Here is a 19,884-nt window from a genome sequence, read left to right on the forward strand (position 1 = left end):
TTTAGCCATTGAAAATAGAACAATAAGGAGGAAAGGAGATGGTCATTTGTTAGTTGCCTCAACAGAGAATGGAGTGCGAATAAGCCTTATAGGTTCACACAGCTTCCCGGCTCTACAGCAGTACAGGGAAAATCACAACTTTTACTGCCCGGAATGCAAAGAGAAAGTAATCATGAAAATTGGAAAGAAAAGAATCCCGCATTTCAGCCACAGAAAGGGTTCTGAATGTCCGGAAAGGTATGAAAGGGAATCAGAATACCATATGTCCGGAAAGGTGTTATTGTTTCAATGGCTAAAGAAAAAAGGTTTAAATCCAATTCTGGAACCATATTATCCGGAAATATCACAGCGGCCGGATATTAGTGTCCATTATGAAGGTGTTCATTATGCTCTTGAATATCAATGTTCAAGCATTTCGGAGGAGCTATTTATAAAGCGGACAGAAGCCTACCTTAAGTCAGATATCGTTCCAATTTGGATACTGGCAGGGAAAAGTATTAAGCGTACGGGTAAAACAAAAATTACTTTATCTGGTTTCCAATACCTATTTCTTCGGCAAGCAGCTTCAGGCCATTGGGTAATCCCTTCTTTTTGCCCCACTACAAAGTCTTTTATTAATATCCACCATATCCAGCCCCTTACAGTCAGAAATGCCTGCGCGCACTATGATGTAAAACCAATTTTCCAAGCAAATCCAACTATATTATTTAATCCATATTCTAAAGTTGATTTAAATCTAGAAGAATGGAAAAGAGAAGTTCGGAAAATAAAGAATTCCCTTTCACAAAATAGCGGTGCTATTAGAAATAACTTTCTTCAGGATTTATACTCCCGCTCAATTGCTCCTGCGTTCCTCCCGCCTGAAATTGGCCTTCCTGTACGTTATTCTCCATATATAGAAACCTCACCTATACAGTGGCAGAGTTATTTGTTTATGGATATTATCGGCAAAGAGAGGCCCTTCTCGCTTCCGCAGATGATTGCAGCCTTTCGCAACAGGGTAAAGAACAACGATATAAAAATAAGGTCAATCCCACTCGTTCAAACAGGCTCCGAAATCCATGCGATTAAAGAATATCTTGATGTCCTTATCAGCTTAAACATTGTTAATCATGCAGAAAAAGGTTTATACAAAAAAACAGAAATAACCGGTGAGCCTGATCATTATTCCCATTTAATCCAAATAGAGGACGACTTTTATAGAGGCATCACTCAAAGAATTTTGCAGGGCAAATAAATGAAAAATCTTATTTAACATAAAATAATCAAAGACTTCCATTTTTGCTCTTTAAAAAGCAGGAATTTTTTTCTTCAAAGAGAAGATAGTGTAATGGGACTTTTGAATGGAGGATGAATGTATGACTAATGAAACAACTGTAAAGAAACTGCCGGCAAGGAATGAGATTTTACCTGAAGATACTTGGCGTTTGGAGGATATATTCCCTTCTGATGATGAATGGAACAAGGAATACAGTGAGATACAGAAGCTGATTCCGGATGCAGGTAAGTATCAGGGGAGGCTCGGGGAAAGTGCTGAAACATTATATGCAGCGCTTCAGTTCCAGGATCATTTACTTTCGCGCCTTGGGAAGCTTTATACATATGCCCATATGCGTTATGACCAGGATACAACAAATTCATTTTATCAGGGAATGGATGACAAAATTAAAAACTTGTATTCTGAAGCTGCTAGTGCGCTTGCCTATATTGTTCCTGAGCTGCTGGCTGAAGATGAAGAGAAGATTGCAGGCTTTTTGAAGGAAAAAACCGAGCTGCAATTATATAAACATTCACTGGAGGAAATTAATCTTCAAAGGCCTCATGTATTATCTGCTGAGCAGGAATCCCTGCTTGCTCAAGCTTCCGAGGTGCTTGGGGCTTCCAGTAATACCTTTGGCATGCTGAATAATGCTGATTTGGAGTTTCCGTCCATTAAAGATGAAAATGGGGAAGAAGTCGAAATTACTCACGGACGATTCATCCGTTTTCTTGAAAGTGATGAGCAGCGTGTCCGGCATGATGCATTCAAAGCTGTATATGAAACTTATGGGAAGTTTCGCAATACATTTGCAAGCACTCTAAGCGGAAACGTAAAGAAAGATAATTTCAACGCAAAGATCCGGAATTATGATTCCGCACGCCATGCTGCCCTTTCTGCGGACAATATTCCTGAAAGTGTTTATGAAAATCTGGTCAATACTATTAACGATAACCTGCATTTGCTGCATCGCTATGTCAAACTCCGCAAGAAGGTTCTTGGGGTTAAGGAGCTTCATATGTACGATCTCTACACTCCTTTAGTGAAGGAAGTAAAAATGGAGATACCTTATAATGAAGCAAAAGATATGATTTTAAAAGGATTAAAGCCGCTTGGTGAAGACTATCTAAATATTTTAAAAGAGGGTTTTGAAAATAGATGGGTGGATGTTCATGAGAATAAGGGCAAAAGGAGCGGCGCTTATTCTTCGGGAACATATGGCACCAACCCTTATATACTAATGAACTGGCAGGATAATGTGAACAACTTATTTACTCTTGCTCATGAATTTGGGCATTCGGTTCACAGCTATTACACAAGAAAATATCAGCCATACCCTTATGGAAACTACTCAATTTTTGTTGCAGAGGTTGCCTCTACTTGTAATGAAGCCCTCTTAAACGATTATCTGCTAAAAACAATTGATGATGATAAGAAGCGGCTGTATCTGCTGAATCACTATCTTGAAGGCTTTAGAGGCACTGTTTTCCGTCAGACCATGTTTGCAGAATTTGAACATCTTATTCACCAAAAGGCGCAAAACAATGAAGCCCTGACTGCTGATTCATTGACTAAAGAATATTATGAACTTAATAAGAAGTATTTTGGGGATGAAGATATCATAATTGATGAGGAAATCGGCCTGGAATGGTCCAGAATCCCGCATTTCTACTATAATTATTATGTTTATCAATATGCAACAGGCTTCAGTGCGGCTACGGCATTAAGCAAGCAAATCCTCCAGGAAGGCCAGCCTGCAGTTGACAGATATATTGAGTTCCTGAAATCCGGGAGCTCGGACTACCCAATTGAAGTGCTAAAGAAAGCCGGTGTAGATATGACGAGCAGCAAGCCGATTGAGGATGCCTGCAAAGTATTTGAAGAAAAGCTTAATGAAATGGAAAAATTACTTTCTTAACAGGAAAGGTGCCAGGCTAAATTGCCCGGCACCTTTTTTTGGTGTTCAAAACCCCTTAAATCTCCTTCGGTCATTCAAATATAAACATAAGATCAGAAGTGAAATAAATAGAATAGGTGACGTAATGAAAAGGGGAATAAGTTTCATAAGGCCAAAAATATTCAAAATAAAGGAGACTAAAATGAGCATCAGCATCAGAAATACAGGCAGCTTTTTCATATTGCAGTCTCCTCCTGGGGCATTGTTACAACTATTTTATGCGGTTGTCCAGAGTGTCATGACATGATTTTGACAATATTGTGAAAAAGGGCACAAACTAATTGCCTTGTTCATTTTCGTCATGATATAGTACAGATGTGAAGTTGATCACATGCAAGCATTTACCCCTTTTGTTTGGACGTGAAAAATTTCTCCCATCCCCTTTGTTCGTAAAAAATAAACTGTGAAAGAGCCGTGCATAAGACTGCATGGTTTTTTCATGAAAAAATAAAGCTGTGCAGTTTGCACAGCTTTGAGATTACCCGGAATATCTCCAGAAATTACCGTATTTAGCAGGTACATATTCAGCGATTTGCTTTAGCTGAAGCTTTTTCATTTCCTTGTTCACTTCGCTGTCTGTCATATCGTATACTACGGAGATCTCCTTACTTGCCACCAGCTTAAAATATTTCAAGAAATATTCCAGGGGCGGAAGAGGAGCACGCTCAGGTTTATCAGGCAGCATTTCTTCCAAAATCTGTTCATAAATTTCATAAGGATAATACCCGGTTACTTTGATGCCTTCATCTTCTATGTTTTCATTGAAAAAGACAAGAGTTGGTATTTCTTGAACATCCATTTCAGAAGTTATTTTTAAATCGCATTGAAAAGCTTTGGCTGCACTATCTGAATGAATATCAGAAACAAATTCTACTACATCAAGACCGACTTCCTTAGCACAATCCTTTAGAACCTCAAAATTTGACACATTCTGCTTTTCAAGAAATAAAACTTCCTGGAGCTTGCGTAAAAATTTGATGCCAGCTTTTCTCCCCTGTAATTCAGCCGCTTTAATTGCAACTGAAGCCAGATGCGGGGAAGAAATTGGATTCTCGAACCAGAGGTTTCCATCACATGACATTCCAGAACGGCTTGCTGTCTTTTCCCACAAATCCGCAATGTTTTCGTAGTTTTGTCTTTTCCCCATATTTAAAGTTGCCAGCCTGCCGCTTAATACATGCTTTATGGAGAAATAGCGGCCATATTCAATCAGAAGCTTTTTTAAGGTTGGCTCCAGTGCCCAGCATTCAGGGCAAAGTGGGTCAACAAACATATAGACTTCTATGGGCTTTTTTTCACTGCCATAGCAATGTGGTGACGTGAACTTGATTTCATTGGATTCTGGCATATTCACGGGCTATCACCTTTCACTCCGGTCTCAGGTGTATTGATCATATGCTGAGCAGTGAGCACAAGTCTGGAGAAAAAGTCTTCCCTCAATTGTCCATCCAGCCCGATATGGTCCATCGCTTCATTCATGCATGAAAGCCATGCCCTTGCCCGGGATTCAGTTATAGGAAAAGGCATGTGCCGCGCACGAAGCATAGGATGGCCATGTTCTGAAGTATATAAAGGAGGTCCTCCTAAATACTGAGTCATAAATTGTTTTTGTTTTCTGGCTGTCTCTGTCAGGTCATCTGGAAAAATAGGAACGAGATCAGGATGTTGTCCTACGCGCAGGTAAAAAGCGTCAATTAGCTGGTGAAGCTTTTCCTCACCAATAGCGTCGAAGGGAGTGTGCATTTTCTCGGCCATATTTAAAACTCCTTTTTATGAGTTAATCATTTTTAAAAAAACTTCCTATTTAATATCAATTGCTGTAATCTCTTTATATTTTATCAATGAGGGGTTTATATCTCAAACAAATAGCTTACTGTACTCTTTAACGTCTCCTTGGCAAGCTTATTTTTTTTAGTATGGATTAAGCCCATGCTGTCAATCCGGAACATTTGCTGAAAAAAACATAAAAAAGCCGCCCGGTATATCGGGCGGCCGTTCTGAAGCTTAAGCCATAAATGAAGTGGTAACTTTTTTTATGTAATTTAGGGTTTCTCTAAAAGGCGGTATCCCCTCGTATTTATCTACATTTCCAGGTCCGGCATTATAGGCTGCCAGTGCAAGTTCTACATTATCCCCATATCTGTCCATCATTTGCCGTAAATATTTGACTCCTGCAAAAATGTTTTCTGCAGGGTCGAAGATATTATTAACACCAAGCCCCCTGGCTGTTTCCGGCATTAGCTGCATCAAGCCGGAAGCACCTGCATGACTGACGGCGTTCGGATTAAAGTTTGATTCCTGCTTAATGACTGACTTAATCAGATTAACAGGCACATTAAACTTATCTGATGCTTTTTGAATCAGATCATCAAAATCACTTTTAGTGGATTCGGCTAACTTGGTTAGCTTAACTGGCGGTAGAGCAGCAGCTGCAGGAGAAGCAGTTTGTAAAGCACTAATATAAGGCTTTAAAGACGCAATTGATCCTAGACCGCCGGTGGTTTGAAGTGATGAACCATTGTTTTCCGAAACCAGCCCTGCCAGCAGCTCTTGAAACAGAGGGTTAGAAGTATTTGTTTGTTTAGAGTTATTGAAGCCTTGCAGTGCCTGCAGTTCCATCAATAGTTTTAGCTGGTCTATGTTCATTGTATTGCTCCTTGGCAAAAGGTTAGTTTCTATTAGCCTTTTGCTGTCTGTATTTTTCGTTATAAAACCTCTTAATTTTATTTTCGGTCTTTCTGACAGGAATGTTAAGCTGCTGAAGTAAATTAAGAAAAACCATTTGTCCTTCCTTCCGATTATCTACTTCAAATTCTAATTCGAAATCTTCCTTATTTAAATATCGGCTGTGATCAAGAACAGCCAACCCTTTATTGTATTCCTTTTCTGCACGTTTTGTTGTGAGAGTGCCAAAGTATTGAAGGTTATCTGTCTTTATGCCAAGCTCTTCTAAGGATTCTTTAATCTGTTCCCCAGGGATTTTCCCTGTCTGAATCATCTCTGCTGCTTCAGATTCAGAAAGATCTTCATTAGTCTCCAGCAGCCCTTCAGGGTGGGGCTGTTTTAGAGTCAATTCAAACGAGCCGTTTTTTTGCCTGATCCTTAAGGCACTTCCTTTTTCCTTCAATAAAAAATCAGGTGTATCAAAATAATGATTCTCCTGTTTGGAAAAATCTTCACTTCTTATATTCAAAAAATTCATTAAAGCGGTAAATTCATCTCTGGTGATCATGTTTTTAAATTCGATTTCAATATTTTTATTAGACAAGCCTGTACACCTCAGCTATAAGTAATTATCTGTATTATCTCCTTATTAAGCATGGACTTCAATCCTTTGAAGAGTTTTTTAAGTTTGTGATAAATTCATTCAGGGGAGTTTGCTTCTTGCGGCTGTAAAAATTGCAGCAGGGGTTTTACTGTCCATAAAATCTGCGATAGAATAGGTAATGACAATGGAGGTAGAAAAATGAAACAGAAACTTACAATTGTAAATGCAGAATGGGCAGGAAATGAATTAATCTTGGGAATAGAGTCTGGGACCGTTTCAGGCTTAACCGCTATGCAGCAAATATTAGCTGATTCCGATAATCTTTCATTTATTTATATAGCAGAGAAAAACGATGACTATACATATATTTCCCTTCCGGAAACAGTCTGGCCGGAATTAAAAAAGGCACTTGATGGCCGTCTGCGGGTTTATGCTTCTGACATTAATCAAACTCGCCTTGAGCTTGCAGGATTTCATGAGGAATTAGGAGACTTAATAGAAAATATCCGCGGGAACAGCAATTATGGAAATGAAATGGTAGAAAAAGTAGAGAATGTATTCCAGTTAAATGTTTAAGTGGCTTAATACTTGGATATAGAGATAGGCTATGTATTTGAACAGAGATTTATTTGCTGATTTACAGGAGCATGAAAGCACCTGCCAGCAGGTGCAGTTGCCGTCTTTTTTATTTCGGATATTTGGTGGTGTTGCAGGTGAAGCATTGGGACTTATTTTTGGCGCCATATAAGCAGGCGGTTGAAGAGTTGAAAATTAAGCTAAAAGGCATGAGAAGCCAATTTGAAATGGATTCTTCCCATTCTCCGATTGAATTTGTTACCGGAAGGGTAAAGCCAATTGCCAGCATTCTGGATAAAGCAAACCAAAAAGGCATTCCACTCGACAGATTGGAGTCAGAAATGCAGGATATTGCCGGTGTAAGAATGATGTGCCAATTTGTTGATGATATTAAGAGAGTGGTTGAACTATTAAGACAAAGAAATGACTTTGAAATTGTAGAAGAAAGAGATTATATATCTCATAAAAAAGCAAGCGGTTACCGCTCATACCATGTCGTGATCCGCTATCCTGTACAGACGATCAAGGGAGAAAAAAAAATCCTCGCAGAGATTCAGATCAGAACTCTTGCTATGAATTTCTGGGCCACGGTGGAACACTCTCTGAATTATAAATATAAGGGCCAATTCCCTGAGGATATTCGGATGCGGCTCCAGAGGGCGGCAGAGGCTGCTTTCAGGCTGGATGAAGAAATGTCACTCATTCGCGGTGAAATCCAGGATGCCCAGGCATTCTTTACAAGAAAAAAAGAAAAACAGCAAAAGGGAGAAAACTAACAGTATAAAAGAGGAGCTTGGATAAGATGAAATTTGCCATTACCTCAAAAGGAGATTCAAAATCGAATACACTCATGCACAAAATGAGAACCTATTTATTGGATTTCGAGCTTACATATGATGAAGAAGAGCCTGATATAGTCATATCGGTAGGCGGGGATGGTACTTTACTCTATGCCTTTCACCGATACAGCAGCCGCCTGGACAAGACAGCCTTTGTAGGTATACACACAGGCCATCTTGGCTTTTATGCAGACTGGGTTCCGGAGGAAATCGAAAAGCTTGTCATTGCAATTGCCAAAACCCCGTATCAGGTAATTGAATATCCGCTCCTTGAAGTGATTATCCGCTACCAGCATGGCGGGAAAGAAACCCGTTATCTTGCATTAAATGAATCTACGGTCAAGGCTGTAGAAGGTACCTTAGTTATGGATGTGGAAATTCGAGGCCAGCATTTTGAACGGTTCCGCGGAGATGGCCTGTGTGTTTCTACACCATCAGGAAGCACAGCATATAATAAAGCGCTTGGAGGCGCAATTCTGCACCCTTCTTTGCCTGCCATCCAGCTTGCTGAAATGGCTTCCATTAATAATAAGGTATTCCGTACTGTGGGCTCGCCTCTCGTATTGCCGGCCCACCATACATGTATGCTGAAGCCGGTGAATGAACCGGATTTTCAAATTACTATTGATCATTTGACACTTCTTCATAAAGATGTAAAGTCAATTCAATTCAGAGTGGCAGATGAAAAGATCCGCTTTGCGAGGTTCAGGCCATTTCCATTCTGGAAAAGGGTCCACGATTCTTTTGTTGCTGATTGAAGAAAGGTCATCATCTGACAGAACAGGAGCCTACAGCTCATGGCGCGTTTTGAATTACAATGGAAAATTACAGCCCGGGATGCGGGCGTGTTAATCAGAGAATTTTTAAAAGGCAATCATATTTCCAAAACTGCCCTGACAGATATAAAATTTGCCGGCGGCTTTATTCAGGTTAATAATCAGGAAGTCAATGTCCGCTATGTGTTAAGAGAAGGTGATGTTCTTCAGGTTGGTTTCCCTGAAGAAGTTCCAAGTGAAGGCATGAAGGGGGAAGACTTGCCCCTGGATATTCTTTATGAAGATGATTATCTTCTTGTAGTAAACAAACCGGCAGGTATGAATTCCATTCCGTCCAGAGAACATCCTTCCGGAAGCCTGGCTAATCGGCTGATTGGATATTATCAGCGGATCGGTTTAAAGTCTGCAGCCCATATTGTGACACGTCTGGACAGAGATACATCAGGCCTGGTTCTGATTGCTAAACACAGGCATGTACATCATTTGTTCAGCGAACAGCAGCGCTCACGAAAAATCCATCGCATGTATGAAGCCTTTGCTGAAGGCTCAATCTGCCCGGATGCAGGAACAATAGAACAGCCGATTGCGCGAAAGAAAGACAGTATCATTGAGCGGGAAGTCAGTGAGGAAGGCCAATATGCATGTACTCATTATCAGGTCATCGGCCGGCATAAAGAATTTACACACATAAAACTGAAGCTTGAAACTGGCAGAACTCATCAGATCAGAGTTCATTTGGCTTGGCTTGGTTTTCCTCTTGCAGGTGACGAATTATACGGGGGCACAAGGCTGTTCATCAGGCGGCAGGCGCTGCACTGCTTCAGCCTTTCCTTCGAACATCCAATCCTGCACAAAACCCTTATATTTGAACAACAGCTCCCGGAAGACATGAATTGTCTTCTGTAAAGCCGGCATTTGCCGGCTTTTTTGGTTACATCTTCCTGAATTTTTCTTCAACAAAAGGCATACGGGATTGGACAGATAGCAATTGCATCTCAGGATATCTAAGCGCGGTTAGTTTATTGCCAAAAACTGCGCCTGTATCAATATTATAGGTATTATTAATACTCATCACTTCCTTTAAGGGAGTATGGCCATAGACGATTACAGCATCACCCTGATACTCTCTTGCCCAATCACGTCTTACAGGTGTGCCGTCAGGATTTTTTTCTCCTGTAATATCACCATACAGAACAAAGGTTTTTACTTTTGAAGAATGTTTCCCAATATAGCTTTCCTTAATTCCGGCATGGGCGATAACCAGGTTGTTATTATCGATTACAAGATATAGAGGTGCGTTATCATATAACTCCATAAATTTCTGTCTGACCTCATCCTGTGCTTTGGGAGACAGCTGCTCATATTCAGCGACTGTTGTTTCAAGTCCATGTGTAATTTGCACTTTATTCCCTAAAAAGAAGCGGTAGAGTTTATTGCAATGGTTGCCCGGGACATAGTATCCCAAGTTGTTTGCTGCAAGGTTATACACTGCATCAATGACTGCAAGCGACTCCGGGCCTCTGTCAGTAAGGTCTCCCACAAAGGCCAGTTTTCTGCCGCTTGGATGAACAGGAAAACCTTTTTTCCAGCTATAGTCCAGTTTTAAAGTCAGTTCTTTAAATTCAGCAAAGCAGCCGTGGATATCACCAATAATATCTAGTTTCATTTTAATGCTCCCTTAAAAGTTCTACTGTTATCATATCAATTTTCATAATATTTATCATATCTCATTGTTTTTCAGCAGCATATAAAGCTTTGACGATTGTAAAGTCCGGGAAATGGGGAAATTAAATTTACAAATTGCTCAGAGACGACAAAAAAACAAAGTTTTGCTAGTATAGGGAAGTACATTTTCCTGTTATCCAACAGAGTATGGATGGCTTAATGGAATGAGAGGAGGTTAACTGATATGGAAGGTCATACAGAGGAAAAGTCAGGTTCCCACATCAATGCCAGTCTTTTAATCCAATCTTTACAAAATGAAGAAATTGATATCTTCAGAAATGAATTTCTTGATATGCACCCATATGATCAGGCTTCATTTTTTAAAGATCTGGATGAGGATATCCGTGCAAAAATTTATCTTTATCTATCTCCTGAAGAAATGGCCGCTCTTTTTGAAAATCTGGAGATTGAAGAAGAAGATTATAAAGACGTTCTTGCTGAGATGAATCCCCATTATGCAGCAGATATGCTTTCAGAAATGTATGCCGATGATGCGGTCGATGTTTTAAATGAGCTTGATAAAGACCAGGTTGTCAGCTATTTAACCATTATGGATGATGAATCTGCAAAAGAAATTAAGGATTTGCTTCATTACGAAGAATATACAGCAGGAAGTATTATGACAACCGAGTTTGTTTCACTGTCAGCCAATCAGACGGTTCGTTCTGCTATGTATATTTTAAAGAATGAAGCGCCAAGGGCTGAAACCATTTATTATGTGTACGTTGTAAATGACGAAAAAAAGCTTATAGGCGTTATTTCATTAAGGGATTTGATAGTAAGTGATGATGACACGATGATTTCAGAAATCACCAATGACAGAGTAGTTTCCGTATCTGTGGGTGAAGACCAGGAAGATGTAGCAAGAAAAATTAAGGACTATAACTTCCTGGCTGTTCCGGTTGTCGATTTTCAAAATCACTTACTGGGTATTATTACAGTTGATGATGTCATGGATGTCATGGAAGAAGAAGCATCTGATGATTACTCCAAATTAGCTGCTGTATCGGATATGGATCATATTGACCGGAATCCGGTTTCTGCTGCGCGTAAACGCCTTCCATGGCTTATCATCCTGCTGTTTTTGGGTATGTTAACTGCAAGCCTGATCGGAAGGTTTGAGAACACATTGGATAAGGTGGCCTTACTGGCTGTTTTCATTCCTCTTATTGCAGGGATGGCTGGAAATACCGGGACACAGGCATTGGCCGTTGCTGTCCGGGGAATTGCTACAGGAGACCTTGAGAAAGAAAACAAATGGAAACTGGTGATAAGGGAAGCAGGGACCGGCTTAATTAATGGCAGCATTTGCGGTATTCTTGTTACTTTCATTGTTTACTTCTGGAAAGGGAATTTTTTTCTGGGTGTTTTAGTTGGCGTTTCAATATTGTTTACATTGATCGTTGCCACTCTTGCAGGAGCCCTGATCCCTTTACTAATGCACAGGATGAAAATTGATCCGGCTGTAGCGTCAGGACCATTTATTACAACCATCAATGATCTGATCAGTATTTTAATTTATTTTGGAATGGCGACATTATTTATGAGTTATTTAACAGGTTAAGGGGGTTATTTTATGGAACATGGGGCATCGGTTGCATCGCTTGTCATTGTTATTATAGCTGCTTTTCTTACGCCGATTTTACTGCACCGGCTGAAAATTAATTTTATTCCGGTAGTGGTGGCTGAGATTCTTATTGGTTTAATTATCGGTAAGAGCGGCTTTAATATCGTCCATGAGGATATGTGGCTTGAAACTCTTTCCACACTTGGATTTATATTTTTAATGTTCCTGAGCGGACTTGAGATTGACTTTACAGCTTTTTCTTCTTCAAAGAAGAGAGAAAAGCTGCCGAGCGGAAAACTCGAGCCAAATTCATTTGCAGTGTCTTCAATTGTTTTTATAGGGATATTCTTTGTTTCATTAGGACTATCCTATTTATTTGTCTGGGCAGGATTCATTGATAATGCTTTTTTAATGACTTTAATTATTTCCACCATCTCTTTGGGAGTTGTAGTTCCGACTCTTAAGGAAGCACACTTGATGAAAACAGGCATTGGCCAAATTATTCTTTTAATCGCAGTTATTGCAGACTTGGCAACAATGATTTTACTGGCCGTATTTGTATCTCTAAATGACAAAGGCGGAGGAAATACATGGCTCCTTCTCATCTTATTTGGTGTAGGCGTATTGCTGTATTTCCTCGGCAGAAGATTTAAGAACCTTAATTTTCTTGAAGCGATGTCGACAGGGACCGTTCAGATTGGAACACGAGCAGTATTTGCACTAATTATTTTCCTTGTGGCATTATCTGAAACAGTCGGGGCAGAGAATATTTTAGGTGCATTCCTTGCCGGTGTTCTTGTATCGCTCCTGGCGCCAAATCAGGAAATGATCCATAAGCTGGATTCTTTTGGATACGGATTCCTTATACCGATTTTCTTTGTAATGGTTGGGGTAGGGCTGGACGTATGGACTTTGTTCGGAGATCCGAAGATGCTTATGCTTATACCATTGCTGCTGATTGCTCTGCTGCTGTCAAAGCTTATACCGATTTATATCTTGAAAAGATGGTATGACATTAAGACGGTTATCGCCTCAGGTTTCTTGTTGACCTCAACTCTTTCCCTTGTTATTGCTGCAGCAACAATAGGCGAAAGAATGGGGGTTATAACTGCCGAAATGAGCGGCACATTAATTTTAGTTGCTGTCATAACAAGTATATTTACACCTGTTGTCTTTAAAAAGCTATTTCCTCAGGAAGCTGCTGAGGAGAAGAAGCTTAAAGTATCCTTTATTGGTGCAAACCAAATGACTATGCCGATCTATAATGAGCTTAAGTCATCCCTTTACGAGCCGGCTTTATATCATAAGAAGCAGGAAAAGGCGGAAAAACAGATAGCGGACTCGTTGTTCGATATCATTGAAGTAGATGATTTTGATATTGAGAATTTCGAAGGCACAGAGGCTTTTGAGTCGGATATTGTTGTAATCTCCACAGGGGATGAAGAGACAAATGCTACATTATCCATTGCTTTTAAAGATAAGGGAGTGGACCGGGTCATTTGCCGGATGGAAAGCCCTGATATGGAAGAAACGCTTCGGGAGCATGACATTGAATTGTTTTCAACTATTCTTTCCTCTAAGGCGCTGCTTCGTGCATTAATCGAGTCACCAAGCGTGGTGAACATATTAACGAACCAGGAAACGGCTCTATATGAAATCCGATTAAAGAATGAGCAGTTTGAAGGCATGATGCTTCGGAGATTCCCGTTTACAGGGGATGTAATTTTCGTTCGGATATTTAGAGGAAAGGATTCCATTGTTCCTCACGGAGATACTGAACTTCATGTCAATGACCGCTTGATTGTTACTGGATCTAAGGAATATGTTGATGAATTAAAACGGGAACTTGAATTTTGTGAATGGTGTTAGGATCTGATTGACTTTATCCTGCCGAAAAAAATCCTTCAATGACAACAGGATTTTTTTCGGCTTTTCTTTTGCGCAGAATTGATGTACAATTAGTACTAGGTACTAATAACATGTGATAATAACTCAGGAGGATTTAATAATGACTCTTTCTTTAAATGGAAAAACATTCGTCGTAATGGGTGTAGCTAATAAAAGAAGTATTGCGTGGGGAATAGCCAAATCCCTTCATGATGCCGGTGCCCGTTTAATTTTTACATATGCGGGAGAAAGACTGGAGAAAAGTGTTCGTGAATTGGCTGAATCATTGGAGGATGCACATTCTTTAGTGCTTCCATGTGATGTAACAAGTGATGATGACATCGCTAAATGTTTCAGCACAATTAAGGAAGAAGCTGGTGTAATTCATGGGATTGCCCATTGCATCGCCTTTGCACATAAGGAAGAACTTCAGGGAGAATACCTGAACACAACAAGAGACGGATTCCTGCTGGCTCATAATATTAGCTCTTATTCCTTGACTGCCGTTGCAAAGGAAGCCAGGGGATTAATGACAGAAGGCGGAAGCATTGTGACTCTCACATACCTTGGCGGTGAAAAGGTTGTGAAGAATTATAATGTTATGGGTGTAGCAAAAGCTTCCCTTGATGCAAGTGTCAAATATTTGGCTAATGACCTTGGAAAGGATGGGATTCGGGTTAATTCCATTTCAGCCGGCCCTATCAGGACTCTTTCTGCCAAAGGAATAAGCGAATTTAATGCGATTCTTAAAGAAATTGAAGAAAAAGCTCCGCTCCGTAAAACCACAACTCCTGAAGAAGTTGGAGATACAGCTCTATTCTTATTCAGCAGCCTGTCCAGAGGAATAACAGGTGAAAATATTCACGTTGATTCCGGTTATCATATCCTTTAATAGAATTTGTCCGCTCCAATGTGAGCGGGCTTTTTTTATTTCCTCAGAAACGAAAGCCCATTTTCTGCATACATATAATACGACGAACCATATCGATTGCGGAGGTGGGCATAGTGACTGAGAAAAGAGAAAAAGAACCTTTATTCTATATACAGCAGCCGAATTTTCAAATTCCTGAAAACAGGATGCAAACCATCTTTTCCAGCAGAAAAGCAGAGCAGGAGCGCAAGCAGAAACAAAATGACAGTTTATTGGATTTGGCTGGCACTAAAGAGGAACAAACGGTGCCGGAAGAAAAAATCGAAAATACTGCAGGGCAAATGGAAGTGCAGGAAACCATTGAAGAGTATGAATCCGGGAGAGAAGAGAAAAAAGGTGCATCCTTTGCTTTTACGACTGAAAAAAGAAAACCATCTTTCAATCGTGTAAAGAGTTTTAAGGAAATGGACACACTTGAACGCCTGGATTACTTAATTGATTTTCCAAAACAGCTTCCGCCCATACCATGCATATTTGAAACCGGGGAAAAGGCCATAAGGGGATTTCTTGTTTCAAAAAATGAAGAATGGATTGAGGTAAAGTTATTTGATGAAAGTACTGAAAAATTAAATTTTCAATCATTAAAAGCAGTCAAAATGATTGGTCTTAGAAGGTAGATCTTATTGCTGAAGCAGGCCGGCAAAAAATAGCCAGCCGAATGTTCGGCTGGCTTCTTTTAATTAGTCTTCACAAATATCCAGGTCAACATCTGCAATACACTGAACAGCGCAGAAGCATGTTAAATCAACTGTTACGCAATCATTTGTACTGCGGAAGTAGTCAACTTCGCAAACCTTTTTCAAGTCGATGCAGCAGTCATCAGCAAGGTTTACTGTTCTGTCCGGGCCAGATTTTCTGTCTACTGGCTCTAGAACGCGAAGCACTGCACAGCAGTTATCAAATACTTCTTCTACTCTAAAGAAGATTGATACACAAGCACAGTCATTTCCTGTAAAGAATGCATGGAATGGTGATCCATCTGCTGTTTTTAGTGTGAATACTCGTGTATCCGGGCGCTTATGGCGCTTTCTGTTTGAAGGTGAAATCGCTCCAAGCGGCTCCAGGAAACAGTTTGAAGGGCATTCGCACGTATCATCTGCATTATCTTGAATATCTTTTATTGCACGAAGTACTTCACATACACAGCTTTTGCCTTTGAAGTCGTCTTTTTTTCCACAACCCATTTTTGTTTTCCTCCTTGTTTGTTTCTTGTGGTCTACACTACTAACATATTGCCGAAGTGCCCTATGGGTTACGGACAAACGCCTTGTTTTTTCAAAAAATAGGCTATTTTTTTATAATTGAGGTGAAAAAGATGGACATAACACCTATGGAGCTGCTGATTTTGGCTCTTGCTTCCTTTAGGCTGACCAGACTGATTGTATTTGATAAAATTACCGAGTTTTTACGAAAGCCTTTTCTCGAAGAAGTGGAAGAAAAAGATGAAAATGGTGATATAGAAGTTTATTGGGTTGTGAAGGAAGGGAGAGTGAGGGGGTTCTTTGGAGAGCTTCTTAGCTGTTATTGGTGTACTGGTGTGTGGAGTGCCATGTTTTTATATGCTTCCTATTACTTGTATGCATCTTTTGCAGCTCCGGTGCTGATTATTTTGGCGGTTGCGGGACTTGCTGCTATCATAGAAACTCTTGTGCAAAAACTGATTGATTAGCATTGGTCTATTTATATATTATTTAGGCGTTTGCTTTACACAAGCTCCTGAGGCTCAGCATAATTTATGTAGAGGAAAATTATTGGTAATGGAGGGCCTCATCGATGCTTAACAAGGATAAAGATCAGCAAACGGAAAAAACACAGCCGGTCAGCAAGAAAAAGAAAAAGAAAAAGGGATGCGGCTGCGGAAAAAAACAATAATAAAACAGGAGCCGGTGTTTCCGGCTTTTTTTATTGATTTTTTTCTGGAAAAAATAGGATGGATAATAATGTTCATAAATCCAAAACCTTTCGAGGACAATATAATTAAAGATTTTACATAGGAAGGGACAAATATGAAAAAGAGACTGTTATTAATGATTGCATTTTCACTGAACTTATTATCAGGATGCAGCGATGATGGAAAGGTAACGGACAGCGACCTTGCACTCCTGAAAACGACCCATCCACCTGCAGTATTAATTGATAAAAATACGAAGGGAAATTTAGATTTAGTCCAAAACATTGAGCATGACGTTGAAAAAATGAAGGAACTTTATGATGTGGCGGTGGTCAAAAGCAATGGGGATACACTAGTAGCCTATAAGGTGAAGCACCTCCAGCGATTCCACATGAAAAAAATTGAAAAGAGAATGACAAAAATGCTTGAGGAGAAATACCCTGATGAGAACTTCATTGTTTCAAGTGATTATAAAATCTTTATTGAGGCAGTAGAACTCCAGGAAAAAATGAAAGATCCCGATTTTACAGACAAAAAAGCTAAAAAGAAGCTTGATAAAATCATTAAACTTAAAAATGAAATGACATAGGAGGGAGCGGGAGTCATGAGCAAAAAAGGAAATAAAACCCCGGAACAGCAGCAATATGAGAAGCTTGAGCAAAAACATGAAATTAAACGCCCGGTCCTGAAAAATTGTATTCGTGCTTTCTGGGTGGGAGGTCTCATCTGTACTGTCGGACAGGCAATAACATATTTTTATATCTACTTTTTTAATTTTACTGAACAGACAGCCGGAAATCCGACTGTTGCTACCATGATTTTTATATCCATGCTGCTGACAGGCTTTGGGGTGTATGACCGTTTAGGCCAGTTCGCCGGAGCTGGCAGCGCCGTTCCAGTAACAGGCTTTGGCAATGCTGTGATTTCAGCTGCTATTGAGCACCGAACGGAAGGTTTTGTGCTGGGTGTAGGCGGGAACATGTTTAAGCTGGCTGGATCGGTTATTCTTTTTGGTGTGTTTTCGGCTTTTGTAGTGGCCCTTATAAAAACGCTATTAATTATTTGGGGGGTTATTTAATGCTAAAGGGAAAACAATCATGGGTCTTTCAAAACCGCCCGGTCATTGCAGCAGCCGGTGTTTCCGGCGGGCCTTTTGAGGCAAACGGCAATCTGTCAGAGGATTTCGATGTCCTTCATGATGATTTATGGATGGGTGAAGACTCTTATGAGAAAGCGCACCGGATCCTTTTGGAAGAAGCGGGACAAACGGCCTTGAATAAGGCAAACATACAAAAGGAGAATGTTCAGTTTTATATTGCAGGGGATTTAATTAATCAGATAACACCTTCAAGTTTAAGTGCAAGAACAATTCAAATCCCTTATTTCGGGATTTTTGGAGCTTGTTCAACTTCAATGGAAGGACTTGCGCTGGCGTCTTTCATTGTCAATTATCGCGGTGCTGATTACGTTTTGACAGGTGCCTCCAGTCATAATGCCGCTGTTGAAAAGCAATTTAGATACCCGACTGAGTACGGCGGCCAAAAGCCCCCAACAGCCCAATGGACAGTAACTGGTGCTGGTGCGGCTCTCGTATCCGCAAAAGCAGCTGGACCCAATTTGCCGGTTACCACTTCTGCCACAATCGGCAAAGTAATCGACATGGGCCTGACAGACCCTTTTAATATGGGTGGGGCCATGGCACCCGCAGCAGCAGACACCATTACTGCACACTTCAAGGACATGCAGCTCGATCCATCCTATTACGATTTGATTGTCACCGGGGATCTCGGAAGAATTGGCCAGGAAACTGCTTATGAACTGCTCAAAAATAATGGATTGAAAATAGAGAGAGAGAAATTTAAAGATTGCGGATTAATGATTTATAAAGATGATCAGCCAGTCCAATCCGGAGGGAGCGGTGCAGGGTGCTCGGCTACTGTACTGTACGGTCATCTTTTAAATCAAATGAAGCAAGGGGCTTATAGAAGAATCCTTGTGGTCGCAACGGGTGCACTATTATCGCCTTTGACATTCCAGCAGAGTGAAAGTATTCCCTGTATTGCCCATGCTGTTTCTATCGAAATGACTTAGAGGAGGAATTTGAATGCTGCCTATGTTTTTCTGGGCTTTTGTAATTGGAGGCCTATTTTGCGTATTTGGCCAAATAATGTTTGATGTTTTTAAACTGACACCAGGCCATACATTGAGTCTTTTAGTTGTAATAGGAGCTGTTTTGGATGGTGTCGGACTCTATGAACCACTTGCAGACTTTGCCGGAGCCGGCGCGACAATCCCGATAACCAGCTTTGGCAATTCCCTTGTCCATGGAGCCCTTCAGGAAGCTGATCAGCATGGACTTGTCGGCGTATTGACCGGAATGTTCGAAGTAACCAGCTCCGGTATTTCAGCAGCGATTATCTTCGGTTTTATTGGTGCACTAATTTTTAAGCCGAAAGGTTAAAGGACATGAGGAAAATACAGAGGAATCCTCCTTTAAGTTATATAATACAGGCCATTTATTCCATCTGAATGAATAATCCAAGCCCTTCTTGGGAGCTTGCCCATACATCTCGCATATTTATCACATATTGTGTAGGGAGAAATTTAAGTGAGGTGAGAGGCATGGGCTATGGCTATGGAGGCTGCGGATATGGCGGGGGCTATGGAAATACGTTTGTTTTAATCGTCGTCCTATTCATTTTACTCATTATCGTAGGAGCAAGCTTCTACAACTAGATTGTAAAGAGCTGACTCAGAACCGGCAGCAGGTTTTGTGTCGGCTTTTTTGCATATAATGTACATAAAATGTACATAAAGTGAAATTTCAATCAAGGAGGTTTTACTGCCCATTAGACTTCGATAAATATTTATTAAATTTCACGTTTTCCGCCCACCTTCATAAGATATAAAAGAGTAAATGAAGGAGCGTGATTGAGCAGCATGGATAACAACTTTTTTAAGAACCTTGAAAAGAAAACAGGCGTAAATATGAAGGATGTATTTGAACTGGCCGGCTCTTTGCAGAGTGCAAATTTTAAAGATGAAAAAACAGTGCGAAATGTAATCAAGAGAGTTTCACAAATTGCAAACAAACCAGTCTCTAAGGATATGGAAGATAAGATTGTCAAGTCGATCGTTGCTGATGGAAAGCAGCTTGACTTTAATACAATTTCCCAAATGATGAATAAAAAATAACAGAAGGGCCTGGC

23 protein-coding genes are annotated in these 19,884 nt (G+C 40.3%); 17 read left to right on the plus strand and 6 right to left on the minus strand.

Annotated elements, in window-relative coordinates:
• Positions 1-73: 73 nt before the first annotated feature.
• Together CHI10_RS08735 and pepF are read left to right on the plus strand one after the other, a co-directional pair.
• Positions 74-1,237 (plus strand): competence protein CoiA, encoded by a 1,164-nt coding sequence (locus CHI10_RS08735; protein ID WP_483294950.1) that lies wholly within the window; start codon positions 74-76, stop codon positions 1,235-1,237.
• A gap of 121 nt (positions 1,238-1,358) precedes the next feature.
• Positions 1,359-3,176: an oligoendopeptidase F gene (pepF, locus tag CHI10_RS08740; RefSeq protein ID WP_095243931.1), complete on the plus strand. Its 1,818-nt coding sequence runs from the start codon at positions 1,359-1,361 to the stop codon at positions 3,174-3,176.
• A gap of 517 nt (positions 3,177-3,693) precedes the next feature.
• Here the strand turns inward: pepF and CHI10_RS08745 are convergent.
• The 4 genes from CHI10_RS08745 to CHI10_RS08760 all read right to left on the minus strand — a co-directional run bounded on the left by CHI10_RS08745 (position 3,694) and on the right by CHI10_RS08760 (position 6,483).
• Positions 3,694-4,563, minus strand: coding sequence for a ClpXP adapter SpxH family protein (locus CHI10_RS08745; RefSeq protein WP_179288986.1), 870 nt, complete (start codon positions 4,561-4,563; stop codon positions 3,694-3,696).
• A gap of 2 nt (positions 4,564-4,565) precedes the next feature.
• Positions 4,566-4,970 carry a globin domain-containing protein gene (locus CHI10_RS08750; protein WP_095243933.1) on the minus strand — a complete coding sequence of 135 codons (405 nt, stop codon included), beginning with the start codon at positions 4,968-4,970 and terminating at the stop codon, positions 4,566-4,568.
• 249 nt (positions 4,971-5,219) lie between these two features.
• Positions 5,220-5,861, minus strand: coding sequence for a lytic transglycosylase domain-containing protein (locus tag CHI10_RS08755; protein WP_095243934.1), 642 nt, complete (start codon positions 5,859-5,861; stop codon positions 5,220-5,222).
• 22 nt (positions 5,862-5,883) lie between these two features.
• A complete protein-coding gene (locus CHI10_RS08760) occupies positions 5,884-6,483 on the minus strand; it encodes a CYTH domain-containing protein (protein ID WP_095243935.1) in 600 nt (199 codons plus the stop codon).
• A 198-nt stretch (positions 6,484-6,681) separates the two neighbouring features.
• Between CHI10_RS08760 and CHI10_RS08765 the strand changes: the two genes are divergently transcribed.
• The 4 genes from CHI10_RS08765 to CHI10_RS08780 all read left to right on the plus strand — a co-directional run bounded on the left by CHI10_RS08765 (position 6,682) and on the right by CHI10_RS08780 (position 9,580).
• Positions 6,682-7,059, plus strand: a complete 378-nt coding sequence (locus tag CHI10_RS08765; protein WP_095243936.1) for a UPF0738 family protein — start codon at positions 6,682-6,684, stop codon at positions 7,057-7,059.
• A gap of 137 nt (positions 7,060-7,196) precedes the next feature.
• Positions 7,197-7,835, plus strand: coding sequence for a GTP diphosphokinase (gene yjbM, locus CHI10_RS08770; protein WP_095244024.1), 639 nt, complete (start codon positions 7,197-7,199; stop codon positions 7,833-7,835).
• Between the two features lie 26 nt (positions 7,836-7,861).
• Positions 7,862-8,656, plus strand: coding sequence for an NAD kinase (locus CHI10_RS08775; protein WP_009331194.1), 795 nt, complete (start codon positions 7,862-7,864; stop codon positions 8,654-8,656).
• Positions 8,657-8,695: 39 nt separating this feature from the next.
• Positions 8,696-9,580 carry an RluA family pseudouridine synthase gene (locus CHI10_RS08780; RefSeq protein WP_095243937.1) on the plus strand — a complete coding sequence of 295 codons (885 nt, stop codon included), beginning with the start codon at positions 8,696-8,698 and terminating at the stop codon, positions 9,578-9,580.
• A 25-nt stretch (positions 9,581-9,605) separates the two neighbouring features.
• Here CHI10_RS08780 and prpE read toward each other — a convergent pair whose 3' ends face one another.
• Positions 9,606-10,340 carry a bis(5'-nucleosyl)-tetraphosphatase PrpE gene (gene prpE / locus CHI10_RS08785; RefSeq protein WP_095243938.1) on the minus strand — a complete coding sequence of 245 codons (735 nt, stop codon included), beginning with the start codon at positions 10,338-10,340 and terminating at the stop codon, positions 9,606-9,608.
• Positions 10,341-10,583: 243 nt separating this feature from the next.
• Between prpE and mgtE the strand changes: the two genes are divergently transcribed.
• From mgtE to CHI10_RS08805, 4 genes are all read left to right on the plus strand, one after another.
• Entirely contained in the window at positions 10,584-11,963 is a 1,380-nt protein-coding gene (gene mgtE, locus CHI10_RS08790) for a magnesium transporter (RefSeq protein WP_095243939.1), read from the plus strand.
• Between the two features lie 12 nt (positions 11,964-11,975).
• Complete coding sequence (locus tag CHI10_RS08795; protein WP_095243940.1) at positions 11,976-13,835, plus strand: monovalent cation:proton antiporter family protein; 1,860 nt, start codon at positions 11,976-11,978, stop codon at positions 13,833-13,835.
• Positions 13,836-13,974: 139 nt separating this feature from the next.
• The gene (gene fabI / locus CHI10_RS08800; protein ID WP_095243941.1) at positions 13,975-14,745 is read left to right on the plus strand and encodes an enoyl-ACP reductase FabI; all 771 of its coding nucleotides are present in this window, start codon (positions 13,975-13,977) and stop codon (positions 14,743-14,745) included.
• A gap of 113 nt (positions 14,746-14,858) precedes the next feature.
• Positions 14,859-15,401 carry a CotO family spore coat protein gene (locus CHI10_RS08805; protein WP_095243942.1) on the plus strand — a complete coding sequence of 181 codons (543 nt, stop codon included), beginning with the start codon at positions 14,859-14,861 and terminating at the stop codon, positions 15,399-15,401.
• Between the two features lie 63 nt (positions 15,402-15,464).
• On the opposite strand, the gene CHI10_RS08810 is transcribed toward CHI10_RS08805, so the two are convergent.
• Complete coding sequence (locus CHI10_RS08810) at positions 15,465-15,968, minus strand: CotY/CotZ family spore coat protein (RefSeq protein WP_095243943.1); 504 nt, start codon at positions 15,966-15,968, stop codon at positions 15,465-15,467.
• Positions 15,969-16,099: 131 nt separating this feature from the next.
• On the opposite strand from CHI10_RS08810, the gene CHI10_RS08815 reads away from it, so the two are divergent.
• From CHI10_RS08815 to spoVIF, 7 genes are all read left to right on the plus strand, one after another.
• Positions 16,100-16,453, plus strand: coding sequence for a DUF1360 domain-containing protein (locus CHI10_RS08815; protein WP_095243944.1), 354 nt, complete (start codon positions 16,100-16,102; stop codon positions 16,451-16,453).
• A gap of 337 nt (positions 16,454-16,790) precedes the next feature.
• On the plus strand, positions 16,791-17,264 hold the full coding sequence (locus tag CHI10_RS08820; RefSeq protein ID WP_095243945.1) for a YhcN/YlaJ family sporulation lipoprotein: 474 nt from the start codon (positions 16,791-16,793) through the stop codon (positions 17,262-17,264).
• A 15-nt stretch (positions 17,265-17,279) separates the two neighbouring features.
• A complete protein-coding gene (spoVAC, locus tag CHI10_RS08825) occupies positions 17,280-17,753 on the plus strand; it encodes a stage V sporulation protein AC (RefSeq protein ID WP_095243946.1) in 474 nt (157 codons plus the stop codon).
• Positions 17,753-18,766 carry a stage V sporulation protein AD gene (gene spoVAD / locus CHI10_RS08830; RefSeq protein ID WP_095243947.1) on the plus strand — a complete coding sequence of 338 codons (1,014 nt, stop codon included), beginning with the start codon at positions 17,753-17,755 and terminating at the stop codon, positions 18,764-18,766. Before spoVAC ends, spoVAD begins: the two co-directional genes overlap by 1 nt.
• 13 nt (positions 18,767-18,779) lie before the next feature.
• Positions 18,780-19,136 carry a stage V sporulation protein AE gene (gene spoVAE / locus CHI10_RS08835; protein WP_035327302.1) on the plus strand — a complete coding sequence of 119 codons (357 nt, stop codon included), beginning with the start codon at positions 18,780-18,782 and terminating at the stop codon, positions 19,134-19,136.
• A gap of 161 nt (positions 19,137-19,297) precedes the next feature.
• The gene (locus tag CHI10_RS08840) at positions 19,298-19,411 is read left to right on the plus strand and encodes a YjcZ family sporulation protein (RefSeq protein ID WP_019381501.1); all 114 of its coding nucleotides are present in this window, start codon (positions 19,298-19,300) and stop codon (positions 19,409-19,411) included.
• 204 nt (positions 19,412-19,615) lie between these two features.
• Positions 19,616-19,870: a sporulation-specific transcription regulator SpoVIF gene (gene spoVIF / locus CHI10_RS08845; RefSeq protein WP_076256981.1), complete on the plus strand. Its 255-nt coding sequence runs from the start codon at positions 19,616-19,618 to the stop codon at positions 19,868-19,870.
• Positions 19,871-19,884 lie beyond the last annotated feature (14 nt).

It is taken from the genome of Bacillus sp. 7894-2, from assembly GCF_002272225.1.
Classification (GTDB): Bacteria; Bacillota; Bacilli; order Bacillales; family Cytobacillaceae; genus Cytobacillus.